23 protein-coding genes are annotated in these 23,753 nt (G+C 73.5%); 13 read left to right on the top strand and 10 right to left on the bottom strand.

The annotated features are described in order from the left end of the window. Positions 1-14: 14 nt before the first annotated feature. The 3 genes from kdpC (at position 15) to PV410_RS32505 (ending at position 3,983) form a co-directional block, all read left to right on the top strand. Positions 15-638 carry a potassium-transporting ATPase subunit KdpC gene (gene kdpC / locus PV410_RS32495; RefSeq protein WP_500329333.1) on the top strand — a complete coding sequence of 208 codons (624 nt, stop codon included), beginning with the start codon at positions 15-17 and terminating at the stop codon, positions 636-638. Positions 639-738: 100 nt separating this feature from the next. Further along, the gene (locus PV410_RS32500) at positions 739-3,303 is read left to right on the top strand and encodes a sensor histidine kinase (protein WP_500329334.1); all 2,565 of its coding nucleotides are present in this window, start codon (positions 739-741) and stop codon (positions 3,301-3,303) included. Continuing rightward, on the top strand, positions 3,300-3,983 hold the full coding sequence (locus tag PV410_RS32505; RefSeq protein WP_500329335.1) for a response regulator: 684 nt from the start codon (positions 3,300-3,302) through the stop codon (positions 3,981-3,983). Before PV410_RS32500 ends, PV410_RS32505 begins: the two co-directional genes overlap by 4 nt. A 109-nt stretch (positions 3,984-4,092) precedes the next feature. On the opposite strand, the gene PV410_RS32510 is transcribed toward PV410_RS32505, so the two are convergent. Both PV410_RS32510 and PV410_RS32515 read right to left on the bottom strand, forming a co-directional pair. Continuing rightward, a complete protein-coding gene (locus tag PV410_RS32510; RefSeq protein ID WP_500329336.1) occupies positions 4,093-4,878 on the bottom strand; it encodes a GNAT family N-acetyltransferase in 786 nt (261 codons plus the stop codon). A 192-nt stretch (positions 4,879-5,070) separates the two neighbouring features. After that, entirely contained in the window at positions 5,071-5,889 is an 819-nt protein-coding gene (locus tag PV410_RS32515) for an SDR family NAD(P)-dependent oxidoreductase (protein WP_500329337.1), read from the bottom strand. A gap of 441 nt (positions 5,890-6,330) precedes the next feature. Here PV410_RS32515 and kdpB (PV410_RS32520) point away from each other — a divergent pair, with 441 nt between their 5' ends. Next, the gene (gene kdpB, locus PV410_RS32520) at positions 6,331-8,475 is read left to right on the top strand and encodes a potassium-transporting ATPase subunit KdpB (RefSeq protein ID WP_500329338.1); all 2,145 of its coding nucleotides are present in this window, start codon (positions 6,331-6,333) and stop codon (positions 8,473-8,475) included. A gap of 9 nt (positions 8,476-8,484) precedes the next feature. On the opposite strand, the gene PV410_RS32525 is transcribed toward kdpB (PV410_RS32520), so the two are convergent. The 4 genes from PV410_RS32525 to PV410_RS32540 all read right to left on the bottom strand — a co-directional run bounded on the left by PV410_RS32525 (position 8,485) and on the right by PV410_RS32540 (position 11,461). Beyond that, positions 8,485-9,483: a cation diffusion facilitator family transporter gene (locus tag PV410_RS32525; protein WP_500329339.1), complete on the bottom strand. Its 999-nt coding sequence runs from the start codon at positions 9,481-9,483 to the stop codon at positions 8,485-8,487. Between the two features lie 195 nt (positions 9,484-9,678). Next, positions 9,679-10,266 (bottom strand): DUF305 domain-containing protein, encoded by a 588-nt coding sequence (locus PV410_RS32530; protein WP_500329411.1) that lies wholly within the window; start codon positions 10,264-10,266, stop codon positions 9,679-9,681. Positions 10,267-10,313: 47 nt separating this feature from the next. Continuing rightward, on the bottom strand, positions 10,314-10,964 hold the full coding sequence (locus tag PV410_RS32535; protein WP_500329340.1) for a thioredoxin-like domain-containing protein: 651 nt from the start codon (positions 10,962-10,964) through the stop codon (positions 10,314-10,316). A 104-nt stretch (positions 10,965-11,068) separates the two neighbouring features. Continuing rightward, on the bottom strand, positions 11,069-11,461 hold the full coding sequence (locus PV410_RS32540; protein ID WP_500329341.1) for a hypothetical protein: 393 nt from the start codon (positions 11,459-11,461) through the stop codon (positions 11,069-11,071). Between the two features lie 102 nt (positions 11,462-11,563). Here PV410_RS32540 and PV410_RS32545 point away from each other — a divergent pair, with 102 nt between their 5' ends. Further along, on the top strand, positions 11,564-12,106 hold the full coding sequence (locus tag PV410_RS32545; RefSeq protein WP_500329342.1) for a GNAT family N-acetyltransferase: 543 nt from the start codon (positions 11,564-11,566) through the stop codon (positions 12,104-12,106). A 109-nt stretch (positions 12,107-12,215) separates the two neighbouring features. On the opposite strand, the gene PV410_RS32550 is transcribed toward PV410_RS32545, so the two are convergent. The 3 genes from PV410_RS32550 to PV410_RS32560 form a co-directional block, all read right to left on the bottom strand. Continuing rightward, positions 12,216-12,443 (bottom strand): hypothetical protein, encoded by a 228-nt coding sequence (locus PV410_RS32550; protein ID WP_500329343.1) that lies wholly within the window; start codon positions 12,441-12,443, stop codon positions 12,216-12,218. An 83-nt stretch (positions 12,444-12,526) separates the two neighbouring features. Then, positions 12,527-13,183, bottom strand: a complete 657-nt coding sequence (locus PV410_RS32555; RefSeq protein ID WP_500329344.1) for a DUF1707 SHOCT-like domain-containing protein — start codon at positions 13,181-13,183, stop codon at positions 12,527-12,529. Positions 13,184-13,437: 254 nt separating this feature from the next. Further along, on the bottom strand, positions 13,438-13,980 hold the full coding sequence (locus PV410_RS32560) for a universal stress protein (RefSeq protein WP_500329345.1): 543 nt from the start codon (positions 13,978-13,980) through the stop codon (positions 13,438-13,440). A 237-nt stretch (positions 13,981-14,217) separates the two neighbouring features. Here PV410_RS32560 and PV410_RS32565 point away from each other — a divergent pair, with 237 nt between their 5' ends. From PV410_RS32565 to PV410_RS32600, 8 genes are all read left to right on the top strand, one after another. Beyond that, on the top strand, positions 14,218-14,628 hold the full coding sequence (locus PV410_RS32565; RefSeq protein ID WP_499509435.1) for an SAV_915 family protein: 411 nt from the start codon (positions 14,218-14,220) through the stop codon (positions 14,626-14,628). 13 nt (positions 14,629-14,641) lie between these two features. Continuing rightward, a complete protein-coding gene (gene lysA / locus PV410_RS32570; RefSeq protein WP_500329346.1) occupies positions 14,642-15,979 on the top strand; it encodes a diaminopimelate decarboxylase in 1,338 nt (445 codons plus the stop codon). A 211-nt stretch (positions 15,980-16,190) separates the two neighbouring features. Further along, positions 16,191-18,350: a potassium-transporting ATPase subunit KdpB gene (gene kdpB / locus PV410_RS32575; RefSeq protein ID WP_500329347.1), complete on the top strand. Its 2,160-nt coding sequence runs from the start codon at positions 16,191-16,193 to the stop codon at positions 18,348-18,350. Between the two features lie 2 nt (positions 18,351-18,352). Beyond that, on the top strand, positions 18,353-19,195 hold the full coding sequence (locus PV410_RS32580; protein ID WP_500329348.1) for a potassium-transporting ATPase subunit C: 843 nt from the start codon (positions 18,353-18,355) through the stop codon (positions 19,193-19,195). After that, positions 19,192-20,820, top strand: coding sequence for a potassium-transporting ATPase subunit KdpA (kdpA, locus tag PV410_RS32585; protein WP_500329349.1), 1,629 nt, complete (start codon positions 19,192-19,194; stop codon positions 20,818-20,820). Before PV410_RS32580 ends, kdpA begins: the two co-directional genes overlap by 4 nt. Before the next feature lie 39 nt (positions 20,821-20,859). Next, positions 20,860-21,411: a dihydrofolate reductase family protein gene (locus tag PV410_RS32590; protein WP_500329350.1), complete on the top strand. Its 552-nt coding sequence runs from the start codon at positions 20,860-20,862 to the stop codon at positions 21,409-21,411. Positions 21,412-21,475: 64 nt separating this feature from the next. Beyond that, positions 21,476-22,261 (top strand): alpha/beta fold hydrolase, encoded by a 786-nt coding sequence (locus tag PV410_RS32595; protein WP_500329351.1) that lies wholly within the window; start codon positions 21,476-21,478, stop codon positions 22,259-22,261. Between the two features lie 347 nt (positions 22,262-22,608). Beyond that, positions 22,609-23,052: a VOC family protein gene (locus tag PV410_RS32600; RefSeq protein ID WP_500329352.1), complete on the top strand. Its 444-nt coding sequence runs from the start codon at positions 22,609-22,611 to the stop codon at positions 23,050-23,052. A 65-nt stretch (positions 23,053-23,117) separates the two neighbouring features. On the opposite strand, the gene PV410_RS32605 is transcribed toward PV410_RS32600, so the two are convergent. Further along, positions 23,118-23,738: a TetR/AcrR family transcriptional regulator gene (locus PV410_RS32605; RefSeq protein ID WP_500329353.1), complete on the bottom strand. Its 621-nt coding sequence runs from the start codon at positions 23,736-23,738 to the stop codon at positions 23,118-23,120. Between the last annotated feature and the right edge of the window lie 15 nt (positions 23,739-23,753).

A 23,753-nucleotide genomic window follows, 5' to 3' on the forward strand; every position in this document is an offset into this window, starting at 1 on the left:
GAAGGCAACCCATCATGTTCGGCTCCCTGCCCACCGTGGTCCGCAACCACGTGGCCGCCCTGCGGATGCTGCTGGTGTTCACGGTGCTCCTGGGCATCGCGTACCCGCTGGCCGTCACCGGCGTCGCCCAGGCGGCGTTCTCCGACCAGGCCAACGGCTCCAGGATCACCCAGGACGGCAAGACCGTCGGTTCCAGCCTCATCGGCCAGAACTTCACCCTCCCGAAGAAGGACCCGGACGACGCCGACGAGGTCGCCCAGCCGGACCCGAAGTGGTTCCAGCCGCGACCCGGCGGCTACGACCCGCTGGTCACCGGCGCCTCCAACCTCGGCCCGAACGACGAGGACCTGGTGAAGACCATCAAGGAACGCCGGGCCGCGGTCGCCGAGTTCGACGGCGTGGCCCCCGAGGACGTGCCGGTCGACGCCGTCACGGCCTCCGGCTCCGGCCTCGACCCGCACATCTCGCCCGAGTACGCCCGCGAGCAGGTCGAGCGGGTCGCCCAGGCCCGCGGCCTGGACGCCGCCGCCGTGCGCAAGCTGGTGGAGGACCACGTCCAGGGCCGGACCCTCGGCTTCCTCGGCGCGGAGCGCGTCAACGTGGTGGAACTCAACCAGGCGCTCACCGAGCTGAAGTGACGTCCCGTCACCGTCGAACCGCCCGTACCACGCCGCCCGGCGGCGCAGGGAACACCTGCGCCGCCGGGCGGCGTGACACCCGCACAAGGAAGGACTCCCGGTGACGCAGCCAGTCGTCCCGGCCCCGGCCGGCGCTCCCCGCGGACGGCCCGGCAGACTCAAGGTCTTCCTCGGGGCGGCCCCCGGAGTCGGGAAGACCTACCGCATGCTCGACGAGGCACGCCGCCGGGGCGCCCGGGGCACCGACGTCGTCGTGGGGTACGTCGAGTGCCACAAGCGGCCGCTCACGGAGGAGATGCTCGACGGTCTGGAGGTCGTGCCCCGCGCGGAACGCGACTACCGGGGCACCGTCTTCACCGAGATGGACCTCGACGCCGTCCTCGCCCGCGCGCCGCAGGTGGCACTCGTCGACGAGATGGCCCACACCAACATCCCCGGCGGCCGCCACGCCAAGCGCTGGCAGGACATCGAGGTGCTCCTCAGGGCGGGGATCGACGTGATCACCGCCGTCAACATCCAGCACCTGGAGTCGCTCAACGACGTCGTCGAGAAGATCACCGGCGTGCCGCAGCGGGAGACCGTCCCGGACGAGGTCGTCCGCCGCGCCGACCAGATCGAGCTCGTCGACATGCCCGCCGAGGCACTGCGCCGCCGGATGGCCCACGGCAACGTCTACGCCCCGGAGAAGGTCGACGCCGCCCTGTCGAACTACTTCCGCGTCGGCAACCTCACCGCGCTGCGCGAACTCGCCCTGCTCTGGGTCGCCGGACGGGTGGACGAGGCGCTGCAGAAGTACCGCTCCGAGCACGGCATCGGACGCGTCTGGGAGACGCGGGAGCGTGTCGTGGTCGCCGTCACCGGCGGCCCGGAGGGCGGCACCCTCATCCGCCGCGCCGCCCGGATCGCCGCCCGGTCCGCCGGCGGCGACCTGCTCGCCGTCCACATCGTGCGCAGCGACGGACTGGCCGACGCCTCGCCCGCCGCCCTGGCCAAACAGCGGGCCCTCGTGGAGAGCCTCGGCGGCACCCTCCATTCCGTCGTCGGGGACCACGTCCCCGACGCCCTGCTGGACTTCGCGCGGGCCGAGAGCGCCACCCAGCTGGTGATGGGTACCAGCCGGCGCGGGCGGCTCTCGCAGTTCCTCACCGGGCGCGGGGTCGGCGAGACCATCGTGGAACGCTCCGGCGACATCGACGTCCACATGGTCACCCACGAGCGCGCGGGACGCGGCCGCCTCCTGCCCGCCACCGGCAGCTCGCTGCCCACGGCGCGGAAGGTGGCGGGCCCCGTCGCGGGACTGGTCCTGCCCGCCCTGCTCACCGCGGTGCTCGCCAACAGCCGGGGCCATCTGAACCTCACCAGCGAGGCGCTGCTCTTCCTGCTGACCGTGGTCGGCGTCGCCTGCATCGGCGGCGTCGTCTCCGCGCTGCTCGCGTCCCTGACCGCGTCCCTGCTGCTGAACTACTACTTCATACCGCCCATCGGCCGGTTCACCATCGGCGAGACCAACAACATGCTGGCGCTCGCCGTGTTCGCGCTCGTCGCCGTGACCGTCGCGACGATCGTGGACCGCTCGCTGCGGCTGTCCAGACGCGCGGCCAACGCCACCGCCGAGGCCGAGACGCTGTCCTCCCTCGCCGGGAGCATCCTGCGCGGCGACCAGGCCGTCGAGGCCCTGCTGCACCGAACGCGGGAGGCCTTCGGCATGGAGTCGGCCGAGCTCGTGCACGGCTCCGACGGCGGGGCGGTGCCGGTGGACGACCCCGCGGACGGCGTGGTGGCCGTGCCCGTCGGACCGGACGACGTCCTCGTCCTGCGCGGCCGCCGCCTGGCGGCATCGGAGCGGCGTGTGCTCATCGCCTTCGCCGGGCACGTGGCCTCCGCGCTGGAACGGGCCCGGCTTGCCGAGGCCGCAGCGGAGGTGGAGCCCGTCAGGGCGGCCGACCGCATGCGGACGGCGTTGCTCGCGGCGGTCAGCCACGACCTGCGCACCCCGCTGGCCGGCGCCTGGGCGGCCGTCAGCTCGCTGCGCAGCCGGGAGGTCGAGTTCTCCGCCGAGGACCAGGAGGAACTGCTGGCCACCGCAGAGGTGTCCCTGGACCGGCTCAACCGGCTGGTGGACAACCTCCTCGACATGAGCCGGCTGCAGGCCGGCGCGCTCAGCCTGGCCCTCGAGCCCGCCTCCGTGGCCGAAGCGGCCTCGCTCGCCCTCGACAGCCTGGCCGAGAGCACGGTCCCCGTCACCACCCGGGGCCTGGCGGACGTACCGTTCGCGCTGGCCGACCCGCCGCTCCTGGAACGTGTCATCGCCAACCTGGTGACCAACGCCCAGCGGTACGCCCCGGAAGGCACCGCGGTCCTGGTCAGCGCCAGCGCCCTCGGCCCCCGCATCGAGCTGCGCGTCGCGGACCGCGGACCCGGCCTCCGACCCGCCGACCGGGAGAGGGTCTTCGAACCCTTCCAGCGGCTCGGCGACACCGACAACACCACCGGCCTCGGTCTCGGGCTCGCCCTCTCGCGCGGCCTGACCGAGGCCATGGGCGGCACCCTCACCCCCGAGGACACCCCTGGCGGAGGTCTCACCATGGTCCTGTCCCTGCCCACCGCCGGCGGTCCGGCCGACGTGCCCGCCGCCCCCACCGGCGGGGAGGAGGCGCTGACATGAGGCGCGTCCTGATCGTCGACGACGAACCGCAGATCCTGAAGGCGCTGGACATCAACCTGACGGCACGTCACTACGCCGTCGCCACCGCCCCCGACGGCACCACGGCACTGCTGCTGGTGTCCCGGCAGCCGCCCGACGCCCTCATCCTCGACCTCGGGCTGCCCGATATGTCCGGCACCGACATCATCCACGGCGTGCGGGCCTGGAGCCCGCTGCCCATCATCGTGCTGACCGGGCGGACCGGGCCTGCCGACAAGGTCGAGGCGCTGGACGCGGGGGCCGACGACTTCGTGACCAAGCCGTTCTCCATGGACGAACTGGCGGCCCGCCTGCGCGCCGTGCTGCGCCGCCCGCCTGTCCTGGAGGAGCCGGAGACGGTCACCATCGCGGACTACCGCGTCGACCTGGGCGCGTTCACCGTCGAGCGCCGCTCCGGCAAGGGTGCGGCCCCGCGGCTCACGCCCACCGAGTGGCGGCTGCTCGCCCCGCTGCTGCGCAATCCCGGGCGCCTGATCACCGGGCGCCAGCTGCTGCGCGACGTATGGGGCCCGGGCAACGAGAAACGCACCAACTACCTGCGGGTCTACCTCGCCACCCTCCGGCACAAGCTGGAGCCGGACCCCGCCCACCCGCGCCACCTGATCACCGTGCCGGGCATGGGCTACCGCTTCGAGCCCTGAGCCGACGCACCGCACCCCGCCCGGTGGGGGCCCACCGGGCGGGGTGCGTTCGTTGGTCGTCCGCCCGCGTCGCCCGCCTGACCCGCGTCGGAGCGGGCCGGGCCGGCGGTCAACGTGCCTTGACGGCGCGCGTGACCCCACCCGGGCGGCCCGCTGCCGCGGGCCGCCCGACGCCGTAGTGGACGTACTCGCCGAACAGCCGGAAACCCGCCGTCCAGGCCAGCCGCCGGCTGGGCCGGTTCCCGCGCGAGCAGGTCCAGCTGGGTGTGCGACCGCGGGCCGCGACGTCGCCGCACAGGCCCGACAGGCAGGCGAGTGCCAGGCCCTCGCGGCGGTGGCCGCGCAGCGTGACGACCGCGAGGTCCTCGTACACGCCGCCGAGGAAGTACGTGCACGCCAGCGAGACCAGGCGGCCCGAGCGGAACGCCCCCCACGCGTGGCCCGACGCTGCGAGCCCGTGCGCACCGCCCCAACTACGGCTGATCCAGGCGGCGTCGTCGCCCGCGCCGGCCACGGCCGCTCCGTCTCCCGGCGCCAGCCTGCGCACCACCACGTCCCGCGGCGGCAGCCTCCGCGGCACCGGCCGCGACTGCACCCAGATCATCCGCTCCCAGGGCACGATCCGGTCGAACGCCGCCCCCAGGACCGGCAGGAAAGCCGTGCGCGCCAGGACGTAGCCGTCGTTCCCCAGGGCAGCGAGCGCGTCCGGGTCGAGGTACCGGGGATCGCCCTCCAGCAGCACGTGGTCCGCGCACGCCACCGCGACCGCGCGGGGCCCGACCGCCCGGTCGGCCCACCACTGCCCGTTGCCGGTCGCCTCCACGTGCTCCGCGAGCGCCGCGGGCCCGGGCACCCCGGAGGGGAACCAGCCGTCCAGGGAGGGGACTTCGATCACCGGTGATCACACCTTCCGCGTACGCCGTGGTACGTGCTGCGAAACGGACGGCGGTGCGGACCGGGGTCGTCGACCCTGCGGTCCGCACCGCCGTGAGGACATCAGCCCTGGCCGGGCTTGTTGCCGTGGCCGGCGCCCTTCTTGCGCCTGGCCCTCTTCTTGCGGGCACGCTTGGACACGGTGGTCCTCCCCTCAGGCGGTGACGAGCAGGTCGGCGACCTTGCACAGACGGTGCACCGTGCGGTCCTCGACCGCGGTCCGGGCGGCCGGGGCGAGCGTGGCCCGGTCGTAGTAGGCGCCCGGGACGAGTTCGGTCTCCGGGTCGCACAGCCGGGCCACCCGCGCGGCGCCCTCGGCAGCGGGCTCGCCCTCGTGCGCGTACAGCGGCAGCAGACGCGTCTCGCACACCCCCGGGTGCACGCTGACGGCCGTGACGCCGGCCGGCGCGGCCGCCCGGGCGAAGACGGTGAGGGCCAGCTGCGACTGGGCGTACGCGGCGTGCCGCGAGTAGCGGCGGGAACGGTTCAGGTCGCTCCACGCCAGGGAGGCCGACCGGTGCGTCGCGGACGACACGTTGACCACCCGGGCGCCGGGGCGCGCCGCCAGCGGGCCGGCCAGCTCACGCGTGAGCAGGTAGGCCGCGAGGAAGTTCACCTGGAAGGAGATCTCGTGGCCGTCGGCCGTGAGGGTGTGGCGCTCCGGCGCGACGACCGCGGCGTTGTTGACGAGGACGTCCAGCGCGGGATGCAGGCCCCGCACGGTGGCCGCCAGGTGGCGGACCTCGGAGAGCCGGGTGAAGTCGGCCACCGCCAGGCGCAGCCGGACCCGTTCGGTGCCGGCCGCCACCAGCCGCTCCACCGCGTGGTGCGCCGACTCCGTGTCGCGACCGTGGACGATGACCGTGCAGCCCCGCTCGGCGAGCAGCCGGGCGGTCTCCCACCCGATGCCGGACGTCGCCCCGGTGACCAGGGCGGTGCGCGGGGGGACGACGGGGACGAAGGACGCAGACATGGACCACTCCGTGGATCGGTACGCCACATCGCGCCGGACACACGGGTGACGGCGCTCGCGTACGGGGAACAGGGGCGGCCGCCCGGGGCGGCCACGGGAAACCGGTGCCCTCAGGACACCGGCGGGAGGACAGCGCGCGGTACCGGCGGCACCCGATGGGGTGGCCGGTCGTCATGGCGCGGGCCGCTGTTCACGCTCCCCATCCAATGCCGCGGCGGATCCGCGGACAAGGACCGGCGGCGATTCCTGACGGCGCCCTGACGCGCGCCCCGCCCGCTTGCCGTGGCGGCGTCACCTGCGCGCGCACGGGCACGTCAACGCCGCGTCAGAATCGCCCTCCCGTACCGCAAAGGACCTGTCAGGAGCGTGCCGCGGTCCTCCCGGCGACGGTGTGCTGGTGACCGTCCACCGGTGAACAGACCAGCAGAAGGCACCCCGAGCATGCAGCCCCTGGCTCCCTCGACCGACCGCACCCCGGCCCCGCCCACGCAGCCGCCCGTACGCCCCGGCGGCAGGCGCAAGGTGTCCGCAGGCCTGCTGGATCCCCGCCTGCTCCTGGAGGCGTTGCCCGAGGCGCTGCGCAAGCTCGACCCCCGCCGCATGGTGCGCACCCCCGTCCTGTTCGTCGTCGAGACCGGCGCCGCGCTGACCACCGCCTCGGCGGTCGTGCATCCGAGCGTCTTCGCCTGGGTGATCAGCGCCTGGCTCTGGCTCACCGTCGTCTTCGCCAACCTGGCGGAGGCCGTCGCCGAGGGCCGCGGCAAGGCCCAGGCCGAGGCGCTGCGCCGCACCAGGACCGACACCGTCGCCCGGCGGCTGACCGGCTGGCGCCCCTACGGCCGTGACCACACCGAGCAGACGATCCCCGCCGGCGAGCTGAAGCCGTTCGACGTCGTCCTCGTCGAGGCGGGGGAGACCGTGCCGGGCGACGGCGAGGTCGTCGACGGGATCGCCGCCGTCGACGAGTCGGCCATCACGGGCGAGTCCGCCCCCGTGATCCGGGAGGCGGGCGGCGACCGTTCGGGGGTCACCGGCGGCACGAAGGTGCTCTCCGACCGCATCGTCGTGCGCGTCACCTCCCGCCCGGGCCGGACCTTCCTCGACCGCATGATCGCCCTGGTCGAGGGCGCCACCCGGCAGAAGACGCCCAACGAGATCGCCCTCAACATCCTGCTGGCCTCGCTCACGATCGTCTTCATCCTGGTCGTCGTCACCCTCCAGCCGATGGCCGCCTACGCGGACGCGGCGCAGAGCACCGTCGTCCTCGTGGCCCTGCTGGTCACCCTGATCCCGACGACCATCGGCGCGCTGCTCTCGGCGATCGGCATCGCCGGCATGGACCGCCTCGTGCAGCGCAACGTGCTGGCGATGTCCGGGCGTGCCGTCGAGGCGGCCGGGGACGTCTCCACCCTGCTGCTGGACAAGACCGGCACCATCACGTTCGGCAACCGCCGGGCCGCCGCGTTCATCCCGCTCACCGGCGTCGACGCCATGCAGCTCGCGCAGGCCGCGCAGGTCTCCAGCCTCGCCGACGAGACCCCCGAGGGCCGCTCCATCGTCGTCCTGGCCAAGCAACGGTACGGGCTGCGCGCCCCGTCGGAGGGCGAGCTCGGACAGACCCGCTTCGTGCCCTTCACCGCCCGCACCCGCATGAGCGGGGTCGATCTGCGCTGGGAGGACGGCGCGGGCGCCTCCGTGCGCAAGGGCGCGGCCGGCACGGTGGCCGGCTGGGTCACCGGTCGCGGGGGCCAGGTCCCCGAGGAGGCAGGTCACCTGGTGGACGCCATCGGCGCCTCGGGCGGCACCCCCCTGCTGGTGGCCCTCGACGACTGGAACGGCGCGCGGGTCCTCGGCGTCGTCCACCTCAAGGACGTCGTCAAGGACGGCATCCGCGAACGCTTCGCGGAACTGCGGCGGATGGGCATCCGCACGGTGATGGTCACCGGGGACAACCCGCTCACCGCGCGTGCCATCGCCGATGAGGCCGGCGTCGACGACGTGCTGGCCGAGGCGACCCCGGAGGACAAGCTCGCCCTCATCAAGCGGGAGCAGGCCGGCGGCAACCTGGTCGCGATGACCGGTGACGGCACCAACGACGCCCCGGCGCTGGCCCAGGCGGACGTGGGCGTGGCGATGAACACCGGCACCTCGGCCGCCAAGGAGGCCGGGAACATGGTGGACCTGGACTCCGACCCCACCAAGCTGATCGAGATCGTCGAGGTCGGCAAGCAACTGCTCATCACCCGGGGTGCCCTGACGACCTTCTCCATCGTCAACGACGTGGCGAAGTACTTCGCGATCATCCCCGCGATGTTCGCGGCGACCTATCCCGGGCTGTCCGCCCTCAACGTCATGCGGCTGCACAGCCCGGCGTCCGCGATCACCTCGGCGATCATCTTCAACGCCCTCATCATCGTGGCGCTGATCCCGCTGGCGCTGCGCGGCGTCCGCTACACGCCCTCCTCGGCGGGCGACCTGCTGCGGCGCAACCTGATGGTGTACGGGATCGGCGGGCTGGTCCTGCCGTTCCTGGGCATCAAGCTCATCGACATGGCCGTGGTGCAGTTTGTGCCGGGCCTCGGCTGAGCGGGTGGGTCAGTGCCCGTGCGGCCCGGCGCGGTGCACCGGACCGTGCGCCTCGCCGCAGTGGCCGTCCGCCCTACCGGACCCGGCGTCCGGGGCACCGCCCACGGTGAGGAGCTCGGCGGGCGCGTGGTCGACCTGCAGGGTGGTGTGGGTGAGCCCGTAGTCCGCGCCGAGCAGGTGCTCCAGGTCGCGCCGGACGGCATGGCAGTCACCGCCCGGCTCGACCAGGACGTGCGCCGACAGGGCGGGCTGGCCGGAGGTGATGGTCCAGATGTGCAGGTCGTGGACCTCGGTGACGGCGTCGTGGGCGGCGAGGCGGTCGCCCACCTCGTCCGTGTCCAGCCCTGCCGGGGCCGCCTCCAGGAAGATCCGCCCGGAGTCGCGCACCAGCCCGCACCCCGCCTTGAGCATCAGGCCGACCACCACGAGCGTCGCGATGGCGTCGGCGCGGACGAACCCGGTCAGCAGGACGACCAGGCCCGCCACAGCGGTGCCGATGAAGGCGTACAGGTCGTTCAGCACGTGCTGGAACGCGCCCTCGACGTTGAGGGACGTGCGGTTGGCCCGCGACAGGCACCATGCGGCGCCGACGTTGACGACCACTCCGGCCAGCGCGGTGACCAGCACCGGGCCGCCCGCCACGTCGGGCGGTGAGACGAGCCGCCGCACCGCCTCGTACGCCAGCCACGCGGCGAGGAGCAGCAGGGTGATGCCGTTCGCCTGCGCCGAGAGGATCTCGGCGCGCTTGAGCCCGTACGTGAAGCCGCCCCGCGCCGGGCGCGCCGCCAGCCGCATCGCGACGAGCGCCAGCACGATCGAGGCGGCGTCGGTGAGCATGTGCGCGGCGTCGGAGAGCAGCGCGAGGGACCCCACCAGCAGACCGACGACGACCTCGACGGCCATGAAGCCGGCGATCAGCCCCAGCGCGAGCCCCAGCCAGCGCCGGTCGGCGTTCTCGGCCACACCGTGCCCGTGCCCGTGCTCGTGCTCGTGATCGTGCGCGTTCATGGTGCGGCGACCTCCCCGTTCCAGGTACGACACCCGCAGGGAAACACATCGGCACACCGATCGGCAAAGACTGCACCGGTGACCGTTGTCAACTTCGATAAGACGGCGGTGACCTGCACCGACGCGCCCGGCCCCGGCCGCGGGACCGCCGGGGCCCCCGGAGGCAAGCGGCCTCCGGGAGCGCCCCCGGCGGGATCAGGCGTTCGGACTCGCGCCGCGGGCCGCGAGCATGTCCGCCATCAGGCGTATCTCCGCCTCCTGGCCCTGGACCATGCCCGCCGCCAAGCGCCGTACCTGGTCGGTCCGGGCGAGGTCGGCGGCCGCGGCGGCCATCTCCACGCCGCCCTTGTGGTGGGCGGTGAGCAGTTGGAGGTAGAGGACCGCGGCGGCCTTGCCCCGGGCCGCGTCGAGCCGTCGCAGTTCGGTGTCCGTGGCCATGCCCGGCATCAGCGACCCGTCGTGGGGCGCGTAGGCCGTGTCGTGGCCCATCCACGTCATGGGCGGCTTCGACGACGACTTGGGAAGCCCCCAGACGTCCAGCCAGCCGAGCAGCATGCCGCGCTGGTTGGCCTGGGTGTTGATGACGTCGTAGGCGAGCCTGCGGACGTCCTCGTCGTCCGTGCGGTCGCGGACGATCAGGGACAGCTCCACCGCTTGCTGGTGGTGGATCGCCATGGCGCGCGCGAAGCCGGCGTCGGGTGAGTCCGTGGCCGGGGTGCCCCCGCTGCTGGGCCGTGCCGTGAGCAGGGTGAAGGCCAGGGCCGCGACCATGACCAGCGCCATGGCGCCGGCGAGCGCGAGCAGCGGCCTGCCCGCGCCCCGGGCGGCGGTCACGAGGCCTTGCCTCCGGTGCAGGGCGCGCCGGGCTCGGGGGTCTGGTCGCCCTGCACATAGGTGTCGAAGAACTTCGCCACGCGCGGATCGTCGGCCTTGGTGACGCCCAACTGGTGGCCCCATGCGGTGAGGGTGATCGGTGAGGCCTGGTCCGCGTAAGGGCTCATCAGGGAGTACGGGGTCTTCGAGACGCGGGCGCCGAGCGTCTTGACGTCGGCGTCCGACGCCTTGTCGGTGTACGTGACCCACACCGCGCCGTGCTCCAGGGCGTGCACGGCGTTCTCATCGGTGACGGGCTTGTCGTAGACGTCGCCGTTGCAGTTCTGCCAGACGGGGTTGTGGTCGCCGCCGGCGGGCGGGCTCATGGGGTAGTCGACGGTCTTGTCGACGTGGTTCTGCGTGAGCCCGGACCACGTCTTCTCCCCGCTGATGGAGCCGGCGGCCGCGGTCTTCCCGCTGCCGGCGCCGTCGTCGCCGGCGGCGTTGACCAGGTAGACGCCGCCACCGACCAGCGCGACGAGGATGGCCGTGCACGCGGTGACGGTGATGATCCGGTTGCGGCGTTCGCGGGCCTGCTCCTGGCGGCGTATCTCCTCGACGCGCGCACGGCGGTCGGTGGCCCTGGCCTTGGAATGGGGGGAACCCATGGCATGTCCTGATTCCCCGCCGCGTCGGTGACACGGCGGTGCTGGTGAAGGGGCGGATGACGTACGGCGCGCACCGGCGGTCGCCGCCGGTGCGGTCGGCCCTTCTACGTCCGCTGGATCTGGAGCATGTGCAGGTCGAGGGAGCGCACGGTGCCGGGGGACGGCGCACGCAGTCCCGCGGCGGCGGCCGCGGGCGGCCACACCGACGGCAGTTCCGCGCCGGCGAGGTGCGGCAGGGGCGCGGAGCCCAGGGTCACCGGCGTGTGCTCCGCGGGGGAGCAGCCGTTGCCGCGCCTGCCGGGGTCATGGCCGTCCGTGCACACCTCGTCGGCGACGTGCGAGGAGACGAGGGTCCGCGCGGGGCCGTACGGGTCGTCCGGCGCCCCGGAGTGGCCGCAGACCGCGAGGGCGGCGAGCAGCCCGCACAGGACGAGGACAACACCGCTCAGGCGGGCGGGTATCGCACCGCCTCGGCCGGCTCCTCCGTCACTGCGCATCGCGGCAGATCGTACCCGCCGCCACACGCAGTACCCGCGCCGGGTGCGCCCCGGGGGAAACGAAGGTGCAAGGCGCCACGGGGCCCTGCCAGGCTCCTCCGCATGGACGTTCACCTGGAGCCCTGGTCGGAGGCGGACCTTCCGCTCCTGCGGCGGATCAACACCCCCGAGATGCGGCGGCACGTCGGGGGCCCCGAGCCCGAGGAGCGGCTGCTCGCCCGGCACCAGCGCTACCTGGCCCTCCCGGAAGCCGGGCTGGGCCGCATGTACGCCGTGCTCCTCGGCGACGAGCCGGTGGGCAGCATCGCGTACCACCGCCGGGACTGGCAGGGCGAACCGGTCTATGAGACCGGGTGGAACGTCCTGCCGCCGTACCAGGGCAGGGGCATCGCCGCCGCGGCCGGTGCCGCGCTGATCGCCGTCGTGCGCGAGGCCGCCCGCACCCCGGGGGCTCCCCATGCGCTGCACGCCTTCCCGTCCGTGCGGAACGCACCGTCGAACGCCCTGTGCCGCCGCCTGGGGTTCACCCTGCGGGGCGCCTGCGACTTCGAGTACCCCAGGGGCAGCGGGACCTTGATGCGCAGCAACGACTGGCGCATCGAGTTCGGCGCCCCGCGTCAGTTCGTGCGGCGCCGCGCGGTGTGACGTGCCCGGGTCCTTCAGCCGGCCGGGGCCTCGGCGGGGAACAGGATCGGGCTGACGAGGTGCCGCGTCCGCCCGGGCGGGCCCGGCCGGCCCGGCCTGACAACTGGCGTCAACGGCGGTGGCGGGCCCGCCGCTTGGGGGACCGGCGGTCCGTCACCAGGAAGACGACCAACAGCGCCGCGACGACGCAGACCGCCACGGTCTCGGCCGCGAAGATCAGTTCGCTGAAACCGTCGTCCCCCGCCTCGACGGGAGGGACGTAGACCTCCCGTGACGGACCGGTGGAGGGCGCGCCGTAGGGCATGCCGAAGCGCAGGGGCACCATGCGGAGGCTCATCGCCGGTCAGTATCGCGGGCCCCGGCCCGCCGCGGGACGAGACGGCCGGACCGGGGGCGCCCGCACCGTGGCCGCGCGCCGGATCAGCCGGTGAGCGCCGGGAGCGCGGCGGGACGGCGGAAGAGCCACCGCAGGAACGTCCGCCGCGGCGGCCGCGCCCGCACCTGCCCGAACTCCAGCTCACCCACCAGCTCCACGCGCAGGGCCACCGGTGTCGCCGGGCCGGCCGCCGGCCGGATGTCCACCTTGCCGAAGCTGACGGCCAGCTCGTCGGCGTCCACCACGATCCCGGGCCGCGTCACCAGCACCAGGGAGCCGCCACGGACGTCCACGTCGATGCGGAGGGTGTCCTGCGTGATCACGGCGCCGGTGAAGTCGAGCAGCACCTCGCCCCACTCCGACCGGACCTCCATGCGCCGCGGCACGACCCACCGGTCGACGCGGCGGAACGAACCTCCGCGGTGGTCGACCCGGACCAGGTCCTTGACGTCCGTTGCGGCCACGCCCGGCGCCCCCGCGGCCGCCGGAAGGTCGGCGGTGAGCGGTGCCAGTTCGTCGAGCGTACGGGCCGACAGGGCGGCCTCCAGGCGCTCGTCCAGCTCGTCGGCGGACAGCCGCCCGTCGCCCGCGGCCACGGTCAGGACGTCCACCACCCGGTCCCGGTCCGCGTGCGAGGCCCGCAACGGGGGCGGCGCGCCCGTAGCGGACGGTCCACCCGCTGGCGGGATCTCCTCCGGCATGTCCCCACCCCGTTCTGGTCGGCGGCTTCGGTGAGACGCGATACACAGGTCGCGAACTAACGCTATATCGCGTCCTGGCCGCGAGCCAAGCCCGCACCCGCGGACCGCCGTCCACCTCCGCGTCGTGCCGGTCCCGGGCGCGACCCTGGCCGGCGCGTGACCCTGACCGTTTTCCAACCCGCCGCGTGGGTTGCGGGGTTGGACCGCCGCAGGGCCATGCCTGCCCTGCGGTGTTGACCCTCGTGGTGCCGGGCTCAGGGGGTGACGAATCCGTCCCGGCGCCACCTGGCGCCGAACCGCCGCCCGCTCCCGCCACCCCGGGCCGACGGCAGTCCGGGCGCGGACGGCACGGCCAGTACCGGGCAGCGGGCGTGCGTGAAGCAGTGCGCCGCGACGGACGGCGCGAAGAGCCGCTGCCAGGGGCCGTGGGAACCGGCACCGACCACCAGCAGTCCCGCGCCCTCGCCGGCCACCTCCACCAGCGCCGGTCCCGGACGGCCCAGCGCGAGGACCGGACGCAGCGGGGGGTCCAGCGGCAGGTCGCCGTCGAAGGCGGCGTCCAAGGCCATGAGGAGCCGGCGCCGGGCCAGCCGTCGCCACCGGTCGGGGTCCGGCGGGGGCGGCGGCCACCGGTTCTGCGTCGCACCGGCACCGTCCCAGGCCGTCTCCCAGGCGGTGACCACGGTCAGCACGCACTCCCGCCGCCGGGCCTCCTCGGCGGCCCGGCGCAGCGCCGCCACGCTCCCGGGGGAGCCGCTGACGCCGACGACGACGCACTCTTCGCGGACCTCACTCATGCCTTCCATGAAACGCCCGGAAACGCGCGGACCAGGGGTCCTTGTCGCGATCCTGACGCCGCCCGCCCCACCCCCGCGACCCGCGCCGTTAACGTTCGCGCGCTCGCCGTAAACGTCGCGTCAGGGATCGCCCCCACCCCCCAGGCGGCGGGCATAGCGTCCCTGGTGCGTCCCGGAACGCCGGCCCCGGCCGGGGCGCCCCAGGAACCGCAGCAGGTGCCGCAGCAGGAGGAAGCCATGACAGAGCTCATGTACGGGGACGACCCCGAGCCTTCGGATCCGTCCCCGGCCGGACGACACCGGGAGACGTTGTACGTCCCCGTCCGGCCGGGACCCGTGGGATGCGTCGCGCGCATGTTCCGCACGCCCCTGGGCGGCCGCACAGCCGTCGGCTTCACCACCACCGAGCGCCTCACCGAGACGCTCGGCGCCGACCAGCAGTGGATCACCCTGTCGGAATCCGCGCTGCGGTCGCTCGCCCGGCCGCTGGGCGTCACGGCACTGACCGTGGACCCGCAGTTCGCCGCACCCGCCGTGTCGGACGTACCGGAGGAGACCGGTCGCCGGCTCGACCCCCAGACTCTCGGGGTCCTCAGGGTCACCGGCGCGGTCGCGCTGGTCGACGCCCTGGCCCTGTGGATCGGCTGAAAGGAGCGCCGTCATGACTCTCGTCACCGAGCACCTGGAGACCGCGTACCCCGACGCCGACCTGTCGGTGTGGCCCGCGTCCGCCTCCTCCGCCCCCCACGGTGAGGTCACCGTGGGCGGGGTCCCCCTCACGGAGATCGCCGAACGCTTCGGCACCCCCGCCTACGTCCTGGACGAGGGCGAGGTACGCGACCGCTGCCGTGCCTACCGCGCGGCCTTCCCCGACGGCGACGTGCTGTACGCCGCCAAGGCCTTCATGTGCCGTGCCATGGCCCACTGGGTGGACGAGGAGGGCCTCGGCCTCGACGTCTGCTCGGCCGGGGAGCTCGAGCTCGCGGTCGTCACCGGTTTCCCGCCGGAGCGCATCCTGCTCCATGGCAACGCCAAGAGCCCGGAGGACCTGGCCACGGCGCTGCGCCTCGGCGTGGGCCGGATCGTGATCGACAGCACCGGCGAGATCGCCCGGCTGGCCGCCCACGTCCCGCCGGGGGACCGGCAGAAGGTGCTGCTCCGCATCGTGCCGGGCATCGCCGCCGGTCACCACAACGCGGTGCGCACCGGCACCGACGACCAGAAGTTCGGGCTGTCCCTGACCGACGGATCGGCGCAGCACGCCATCGCGCGCGTCCTGGAGCAGCCGCGGCTGGAACTGGTCGGTCTCCACTGCCACCTGGGCTCGCAGATCAGCAGCGTCAAGCCGTACCTCGCGGCCGTGCGCCGGCTGGTCGGGCTGCTGGCCGCCGTACGCAGGCAGCACGGCGTCACGCTGCCGGAGCTGGACCTGGGCGGCGGCCACGCGGTCGCCTACCGGCCGGCCGAGGCGGCGATGGACCTGACGACGCTGTCCGCGCGGATACGCGCCGAGCTCGCCGAGGGCTGCGCGGCCGCCGGGCTGCCGGTGCCGCGGCTGACGGTGGAGCCGGGCCGCGCGATCGTGGGCCCCGCCGGTGTCGCGCTCTACCACGTGCTGTCGGTCAAGCGCACCGGCGGACAGACCTTCGTGGCCGTCGACGGCGGCATGAGCGACAACCCCCGGCCCGCGCTGTACGGGGTGCGCTACAGCCCCCGGCTGATCGGCCGTCACTCCACGGAGGAACCGGCCCTGATGACCGTGGTCGGCCGGCACTGCGAGGCCGGTGACATCCTCGCCTCCGCGGTGCCCCTGCCGGCCGACGTCCGGCCCGGGGACCTGCTGGCGGTGCCGGTCGCGGGCGCCTACCACCTGTCGATGGCGTCCACGTACAACCTCGTCGGCCGTCCGCCGGTCGTCGCGGTCCACGAGGGCCGGGCCCGGCTGCTGGTCCGTCGCGAGTCGCTCGCCGACTTCCGCAACCGCGACATCGGGCTCTGAGCCCCGGGGCCCCCAAGGCCCCACGACCAGGCGTCCCCGACGCCGTCCGAACGCCCTCCGGGCAGGTGATGTCCCCGCGTCCCCCTGCCCGGAGGTGCGCCATGCCCATTTCCGTTCCAAGAGGCCCGGTCCACGGGTCCCGATCCACCAGAAGAGAGAGTCCGGTGAGTGTGGAGTACGCCGTCCGCCTGATCGTCGCGGAGGGAATCCGATGACCACCGCACCCGCACCCGTCAGACCGGACCGTGAAAGCCCCGCGCTTCCCCCGGAGGCCGACGGGAAGCGCCGGGTCGGCGCAGGACTGCTCGACCCCGGACAGCTGTGGCTCGCCTTTCCCGACGCCCTGCGCAAGCTCAACCCGGTGACGCTGGTCCGTAACCCGATCATGTTCGTCACCGAGGTCGGCGCGGCCCTGACCACCGGGCTGGCCCTCGTCCATCCAACCCTGTTCGGCTGGCTGATCACGGTGTGGCTCTGGCTGACCGTCGTCTTCGGCAACCTCGCCGAGGCCGTCGCCGAGAGCCGCGGCAAGGCCCAGGCCGACTCCTTGCGCCGCATGCGCAAGCTGACCACCGCCCGCCGGCTGACGGAGGACGGCGAGAAGGTGGTGCACGCCATCGCGCTGCGCCGCGGTGACACCATCGTCGTCGAGGCCGGGGAGACGATCCCTGGCGACGGCGATGTCGTCGAGGGCGTCGCCAGCGTCGACGAGTCCGCCATCACCGGCGAGTCCGCACCCGTCATCCGCGAGGCGGGTGGCGACCGCTCGGCCGTCACCGGCGGCACCAGGGTGCTGTCCGACCGCATCGTCGTGCGCATCACCCAGGAGTCCGGACGCAGCTTCCTGGACCGGATGATCGGCCTGGTCGAGGGCGCCAACCGGCAGAAGACGCCGAACGAGCTCGCCCTCAACCTGCTGCTCGTCATGCTGACCTTCGTCTTCCTGGTCGCCGTCGTCACCCTGCAGCCCATGGCGATCTTCTCCAAGGGCTTCATGGGCGCCGCCCCCGACAGCGCCGCGATCACCGCCGACGGCGTCACCGGCATCGTCCTGGTCTCGCTGCTCGTCTGCCTCATCCCGACGACGATCGGCGCCCTGCTGTCTGCCATCGGCATCGCGGGAATGGACCGCCTGGTGCAGCGCAACGTCCTCGCCTCCTCCGGCCGCGCCGTCGAGGCCGCGGGCGACGTGAACACGCTCCTGCTCGACAAGACCGGCACCATCACCTACGGCAACCGGCAGGCGAGCGCCTTCCTGCCGGTCGGGGCCGTCGAGCCCGAACGGTTCGCCCAGTCCGCGCTGCTGTCGAGCCTCGCCGACCGGACCCCCGAGGGACGCTCCATCGTCGCCCACGCCCGCGAGCACTACGCGCTGTCCCACCACAAGGCCGACGAGATGGACCTGCCCGACGCCCGGTGGGTGGCCTTCAGCGCCACCACCCGCATGTCCGGGGTGGACCTCCCCGGAGGCAGGAAGCTGCGCAAGGGTGCCGCCGCCGCGGTCGCCGCCTGGGTCCGCGACGAGGGCGGAACGGTCCCGGCGGGCATGGACGTGTACGTCGAGCAGGTGTCCGCCGCGGGCGGGACGCCGCTCGCCGTCGCCGAACTCCCGGCCGGCGGCGGCCCCGCGCGCGTCCTGGGCGTCATCCACCTCAAGGACGTCGTCAAGCCCGGGCTGCGCGAACGCTTCGAGGAGATGCGCCGGATGGGCATCCGCACCGTGATGATCACCGGCGACAACCCGGTGACCGCCCGCGCCATCGCCGAGGAGGCGGGCGTGGACGACTTCCTCGCCGAGGCGACCCCCGAGGACAAGCTCGCCCTGATCAAGCACGAGCAGGCCGGCGGCCACCTCGTCGCCATGACCGGCGACGGCACCAACGACGCCCCGGCACTGGCCCAGGCGGACGTGGGCGTCGCCATGAACACCGGCACCTCGGCCGCCAAGGAGGCGGGCAACATGGTCGACCTCGACTCCGACCCCACGAAGATCGTGGAGATCGTCGAGATCGGCAAGCAACTCCTCATCACCCGTGGCGCGCTGACGGCCTTCTCGATCGCCAACGACATCGCCAAGTACTTCGCGATCCTCCCCGCGATGTTCGGCGGGGTCTACCCGGCCCTCGACGCCGTGAACATCATGCGGCTGCACTCGCCCGCCTCGGCGATCCTGTCGGCCGTCGTCTTCAACGCCGTCGTCATCGTCGCGCTGATCCCGCTCGCCCTGCGGGGCGTGCGCTACCGGCCCAGCAGCGCCTCGGCGCTGCTCACCCGCAACCTGTGGGTGTACGGCCTCGGCGGGGTGGTCGTGCCGTTCCTCGCGATCAAGCTCATCGACGTCGCCCTCGTCCAGTTCATCCCGGGGATCTGACCATGACCGGTACCTCCACGCTGCCCCGCTGGGCCGCGCACCACCTCGCGGCCGTCCGCATGGTGCTCGCGCTCACCCTCCTCGTCGGACTGGCCTACCCCCTCGGCATGACGCTGCTCGCCCAGGCGCCGGGCCTGCGGGACGCCTCCTCACGCGACACGCTCATCGGCAAGGCCTACACCGACGCCCAGGGCGACCCACTGCCCGGCTACTTCCAGTCGCGCCCCTCCAACGCGGGCGACGGCTACGACACCGCGGCCTCCGGCGCCGGCAACCAGGGCGCCGAGAACGTCGTCGACACCCCCGACAGGCCCAGCCTGCTCACCCAGGTGTGCTCGCGCAGCAAGGCGATCGGCGAGCGGGAGCACGTCGACGGTTCGCGCCCCTACTGCACCCCCGACGGCGTCGGCGCCGTGCTCGGGGTCTTCCGCCAGGGCGGCACCACGGGCCGCGTGACCCGCGTCGTCAGCCTCAACCAGCCCTGCCCCGCCCGGCCGTTCCTCACGGCCTACGAGCACGTGGCCGTCCGCTGCGCGGAACCCGGCGCCGACTACACCCGCGCCGTCGTCACCCCCGTACGCGGCGACGCCCAGGCCCGCCCCGAGGTCCCCGTCGACGCGGTCACCGCCGGCGCCAGCGGCCTCGACCCCGACATCAGCCCCGCGTACGCGGGCCTCCAGGCACCCCGCGTCGCCCGCGAGCGGGCGCTTGGCGAGGACACCGTGCGCGCCCTGATCGCGAAGTACACCACCGGCCGCGCCCTCGGCGTGCTCGGCGAGCCCGCCGTCAACGTCGTCGAGCTCAACGCCGCCCTGGACCGCACCCACCCGACGCGCGGAGCGTGAGAGCAGACATGTACGGCTGGATCCAGGCCTCCCTCGTCATCGCCGTCGTGGTGGGCCTCCACGTCCCGCTCGGCGACTACATGGCACGCGCCCTCGAGGGCGGCCGCCACCTGAGACCCGAGCGCGCCCTCTACCGCCTGTGCGGCGTCGACCCCGACAAGGAACAGGACTGGCGGCACTACCTGTTCGCGCTGCTGGCCTTCTCGGCCGTGAGCATCGCCGCCCTGTTCGCCCTGTTCACCCTGCAGGACCGGTTGCCGTGGTCGCTCGGTCGCGACGGCATGCCGTGGAGGCTCGCCCTGCACACCGCCGTCAGCTTCACCACCAACACCAGCTGGCAGAACTACGCGGGCGAGTCCACCACCGGCCACCTCGCCGTCATGGCGGGCCTGGGCACCCAGGCGTTCGCCTCCGGCGCGGTCGGCATCTGCGTCGCGCTGGCCCTCGTCCGGGGGCTGGTCCGGCGCGACACCGACCGGCTCGGCAACTTCTGGGTCGACCTCGTCCGCAGCGTCTTCCGCGTCTTCCTGCCCCTCGCGGTCGTCTCCGGACTCCTGCTGATCGCCCTCGGCGTGCCGCAGCACCTGTCGGGGAGCGACCAGCTCGCCGCCCCCGTCGGCTCCTGGGAGTCCATCAAGCTGATGTCGGGCGACGGCGGCGGTGTCTTCAACGCCAACAGCGCCCACCCCCTGGAGAACCCCTCGGCCTGGAGCAACACGCTCGAGATCGTGCTCATGCTCCTCATCCCGACCGCCCTGATCCGCACCTACGGCCGGCTCGTCGGCAGCCTGAAGCAGAGCTGGACCCTCCTCGCGGTGGTCGGCATCCTCTTCGGCCTGCTGCTGGCCGCCGCCCACCTCGCCCAGAGCGCCCACACCGGCACCGTCGGCGCCGCGGTGGGCGGTCAGACCGAGGGCACCGAGACCCGGTTCGGCGTCCCGGCGAGCACCCTGTTCGGCGTGTCGGCCACCGCCTCGGCGGACGGCGCCGCCAACTCCTCGTACGACAGCTTCTCCAGCCTCGGCGGCGGCGTCCTGCTGGCGGGCATGATGCTCGGCGAGGTCGCGCCCGGCGGCACCGGGAGCGGCCTGTACGGACTGCTCGTGGCCGTCCTCGTCGCGGTCTTCGTCGGCGGCCTGATGGTCGGCCGCACGCCCGAGTACCTGCGCAAGCGGATCGGCACCGGGGAGATGCGGTACGTCGTGCTCTACGCGCTCGTCGCGCCCACCGCGATCCTGGTGTGCTCGGCCATCGCCGTCGCCCTGCCCGGCGGGCGCTCCTCGATGGGCAACCCCGGCCCGCACGGCCTGACCGAACTCGTCTACGCGTACACCAGCAACACGGCCGGCAACGGCAGCGCGATGGCCGGCTTCAACGGCGCCACCGACCTGCACAACCTGCTGATGGTCGTCGCCATGCTGATCGGCCGCTACGTCCCCGTGGTGTTCGTCCTGGCCCTGGCGGGGCGCCTCGCGCGCCAGCGGGCCGGCGTGGTCACGGTCGGCACCCTGCGCCCGCACGGGGTCAACTTCGTCGTCCTGGCCACCGGCGCCGCCCTGATCCTCGCCCTGCTGAACTTCCTGCCCGTCCTGTCCCTCGGCCCGGTGGCGGAAGGACTGCTGTAGTGCCGACGATCGGTCACCCCCCGATGCGAAGCTGAGGGGGTGACGAGGACCCAGTACTTCACCGCGACCAGCCTCGACGGCTTCATCGCCGACCCGGACGACTCCCTCGACTGGCTCTTCGAGGTCGAGGGGGAGGGCTTCGAGAGCTTCAGGGCCTTCTTCGCCGACGTCGGGGCCTTCGCGATGGGCGCCACCACGTACGAGTGGATCCTGCAGCACGACCGCCTCCTGGAGCGGCCCGGGAAGTGGACCGAGTACTACGGCACCACCCCTGCCTGGGTCTTCACCCACCGGGACCTGCCCGCCGTCCCCGGGGCGGACGTCACCTTCGTGCGCGACGACGTCCGCCCCGTCCACCAGGCCATGGCCACCGCCGCCGGGGGCCGGAACATCTGGCTGGTGGGCGGCGGTGAACTGGTCGGCTCCTTCGCCGACCACGGGCTGCTGGACGACCTGATCCTGGGCGTCGCCCCGGTCACCCTCGGCGCCGGTGCACCGCTGCTGCCGAGGAGGCTGACCTCGGCCCGGCTGCGGCTGACGGGCGTCGAGCGGGTCGGCCAGTTCGCCTACCTGACGTACACGACGCGCTGAGGCCGGTGCCGGCACCGGCGCCTGCGATGCGCGGCGCGGTTCGGTTCCGTGCGAGCATCTGCGGATGCTCATACTCGCCGACGAACTCGGACGTCTCGCCTGCACGGTGACGGGGGAAGGCCCGCCCGTCGTCCTCGTGCACGCGGGCGTCGCCGACCACCGGATGTGGGACGGGGTCGTGCCCGGCCTCGCGCAGCACCACACCGTCATCCGCTACGACATGCGCGGTTTCGGCCAGTCCCCGCCACCGGCCGGCCCGTTCAGCGAGCACGACGACCTGCGCCGCGTCCTGGACCACTTCGGCCTCGACCGCGCCCGCGTGGTCGGTGCGTCCTTCGGCGGCCGCGTGGCAATCGACTTCGCGCTCGCCAACCCCGGGCGCGTCCACTCCCTGGCCGTGCTCTCCCCGCCGTGGCCCGGGTACGACTGGTCGCCGCAGATGATCGCCTACGACGAGGCCGAGACCGAGGCGCTCGCAGCGGGCGACCACGAGGCCGCGGTCCGCGTCAACCTGGACATGTGGTTGCGCGGCCCGGCCCGCGGATGGGACGAGGTCCCCGCCGGGGCGGCCGACCGGCTCCGCGGGCCGCTGCGGACGGCGCTGACCCATCAGGGCGCCGTCGAGGCGCACTCACGGGGCCGCGCGGACGGCGACGTTGCCGCACTCTCCGTGCCCACCCTGATCGGCGTCGGCCTCCTCGACGTGGCGGACTTCCAGGACATCGCCCGCCGCTACGCCGCCACGATCCCCGGCGCCACCCTGGCCGAGTTCCCGGCCGCGGCGCACCTCGTGGCCCTCGAAGCCCCCGCCGACGTCACGGCGGCCCTGCTTCCGTTCCTCGCCCGCTAGGCCGTGTCGTCAAATGCCCGCCTGCCCCGCGGCGCCTGGCACGGCACTCCCCCAGCCTTCGGCCGGGGGTGCCCCCACGCTGCGTTGTCGAATCGACCGAGTAGCCCACTACGAGGACGACTCGCCGCCTTGCGATGCACCGCACCAGACGCCGCTGGGCCCGCCCTTCGGGCGGCCGGCGCTCATTTGACGACACGACCGAGCGCTGCCCGCACCGCCAACGCGGTGGCCGTCCGGTCCGCGCCGTCCGCCCGTGGGGGAGCGGGGGTACGGATCATCCCCGCGGGACCGTGGACGTCCGGCGCGCCCCTGCGCGCCGGACGGGGCAAGGGAAGGGAGCAACCCCAGTGGACATGAAACTCGAGGTCGTGGTGGTGCCCGTCGCCGACGTCGACCGGGCCAAGGACTTCTACGTGGGCCTCGGCTGGCGGCTGGACGCGGACCTCACCACCGGCGAGGACTTCCGCGTGGTCCAGGTGACCCCGCCCGGCTCGCCCTGCTCGGTCATCTTCGGCACCGGGGTCAGCTCGGCGGCGCCCGGCTCGGTCCAGGGCCTCCACCTGATCGTGGAGGACGTGGTCGCCGCCCGCGAGGAACTCGTGGGACGCGGGGTCGAGGTGGCCGGACCGTTCCACGACGCCGGAGGGATCTTCCACCGTGCCGGGACGGAAGGACGTGTGTCCGGCCCCGACGCGGAGCGACGCAGTTACTGCTCCTTCGCGTCGTTCAGCGACCCCGACGGCAACGAATGGGTGCTCCAGGAGATCACGGAGCGGCTGCCGGGCCGCTGACCTCCGCCCCTGGTGCCGTACGGTGCCGCACCGCGGTCGCGCGCCGCGCCCGTGGTGCGGAACCTTTACACGGCGGCGACGGCCTTCTGAGGCCCGGTCACGCCGAGGATGGCGAGGCAGTTCGTCCACAGCGGGCTGAGGCGCCCGGTGTCGTTGTACAGCTTGGCGAAGAGCACCTGTCCCTCGAGCTGGGCGACGATCGACGCCGCGGCCGCGTGGGTGTCGGCGACGGTGACGTCGCCGCGCTCGCGGGCCTCGGTGACGACCTCGTCGATCATGTCGACCTGCGTCTCGAAGATCTCCTGCAGCCGTCCGCGGATGGACTCCGTCTGGTTGCTCATCTCCAGCGTCAGGTTGCCGAACATGCACCCGGAGACCGTGCCGCAGGACTGCTGCCCCGCGTGCTGGCTCTCCTCGGTCGCCTCGAACAGCCTGCGCAGCCGCTCCAGCGGTGCCTCGGCGGCGCCCAGGATGCGGGTCCAGTCGCGCCTCTGCGCCGCCCAGTGCTCGTCGATGACGGTCAGGGCGAGGGCTTCCTTGGACTCGAAGAAGTAGTAGAAGCTGCCCTTGGGCACCCCGGCCGCCTTGCAGATCTCGGCCACCCCCAGGGCGGAGTAGCCGCGCTGCTCGATGAGCGTCTGCGCGGCAGTGATGATCTTCTCCCTGGCATCACTTGTGCGTCCCATGACAGCAGTATACGA

Source organism: Streptomyces sp. PA03-5A (genome assembly GCF_033792725.1).
In the GTDB taxonomy this organism is placed as follows: Bacteria; Actinomycetota; Actinomycetes; order Streptomycetales; family Streptomycetaceae; genus Actinacidiphila.

What these genes read in the sequence shown, in the direction of transcription:
- kdpC (WP_500329333.1), top strand. Translation starts at nt 15, where the DNA reads ATGTTCGGCTCCCTGCCCACCGTGGTCCGCAACCACGTGGCCGCCCTG.
- PV410_RS32505 (WP_500329335.1), top strand. Translation starts at nt 3,300, where the DNA reads ATGAGGCGCGTCCTGATCGTCGACGACGAACCGCAGATCCTGAAGGCG.
- PV410_RS32515 (WP_500329337.1), bottom strand. Translation starts at nt 5,889, where the DNA reads ATGTCTGCGTCCTTCGTCCCCGTCGTCCCCCCGCGCACCGCCCTGGTC.
- kdpB (WP_500329338.1), top strand. Translation starts at nt 6,331, where the DNA reads ATGCAGCCCCTGGCTCCCTCGACCGACCGCACCCCGGCCCCGCCCACG.
- PV410_RS32525 (WP_500329339.1), bottom strand. Translation starts at nt 9,483, where the DNA reads ATGAACGCGCACGATCACGAGCACGAGCACGGGCACGGGCACGGTGTG.
- PV410_RS32530 (WP_500329411.1), bottom strand. Translation starts at nt 10,266, where the DNA reads ATGGCGCTGGTCATGGTCGCGGCCCTGGCCTTCACCCTGCTCACGGCA.
- PV410_RS32535 (WP_500329340.1), bottom strand. Translation starts at nt 10,964, where the DNA reads ATGGGTTCCCCCCATTCCAAGGCCAGGGCCACCGACCGCCGTGCGCGC.
- PV410_RS32540 (WP_500329341.1), bottom strand. Translation starts at nt 11,461, where the DNA reads ATGCGCAGTGACGGAGGAGCCGGCCGAGGCGGTGCGATACCCGCCCGC.
- PV410_RS32545 (WP_500329342.1), top strand. Translation starts at nt 11,564, where the DNA reads ATGGACGTTCACCTGGAGCCCTGGTCGGAGGCGGACCTTCCGCTCCTG.
- PV410_RS32550 (WP_500329343.1), bottom strand. Translation starts at nt 12,443, where the DNA reads ATGAGCCTCCGCATGGTGCCCCTGCGCTTCGGCATGCCCTACGGCGCG.
- PV410_RS32555 (WP_500329344.1), bottom strand. Translation starts at nt 13,183, where the DNA reads ATGCCGGAGGAGATCCCGCCAGCGGGTGGACCGTCCGCTACGGGCGCG.
- PV410_RS32560 (WP_500329345.1), bottom strand. Translation starts at nt 13,980, where the DNA reads ATGAGTGAGGTCCGCGAAGAGTGCGTCGTCGTCGGCGTCAGCGGCTCC.
- PV410_RS32565 (WP_499509435.1), top strand. Translation starts at nt 14,218, where the DNA reads ATGACAGAGCTCATGTACGGGGACGACCCCGAGCCTTCGGATCCGTCC.
- lysA (WP_500329346.1), top strand. Translation starts at nt 14,642, where the DNA reads ATGACTCTCGTCACCGAGCACCTGGAGACCGCGTACCCCGACGCCGAC.
- kdpB (WP_500329347.1), top strand. Translation starts at nt 16,191, where the DNA reads ATGACCACCGCACCCGCACCCGTCAGACCGGACCGTGAAAGCCCCGCG.
- PV410_RS32580 (WP_500329348.1), top strand. Translation starts at nt 18,353, where the DNA reads ATGACCGGTACCTCCACGCTGCCCCGCTGGGCCGCGCACCACCTCGCG.
- PV410_RS32595 (WP_500329351.1), top strand. Translation starts at nt 21,476, where the DNA reads ATGCTCATACTCGCCGACGAACTCGGACGTCTCGCCTGCACGGTGACG.
- PV410_RS32605 (WP_500329353.1), bottom strand. Translation starts at nt 23,738, where the DNA reads ATGGGACGCACAAGTGATGCCAGGGAGAAGATCATCACTGCCGCGCAG.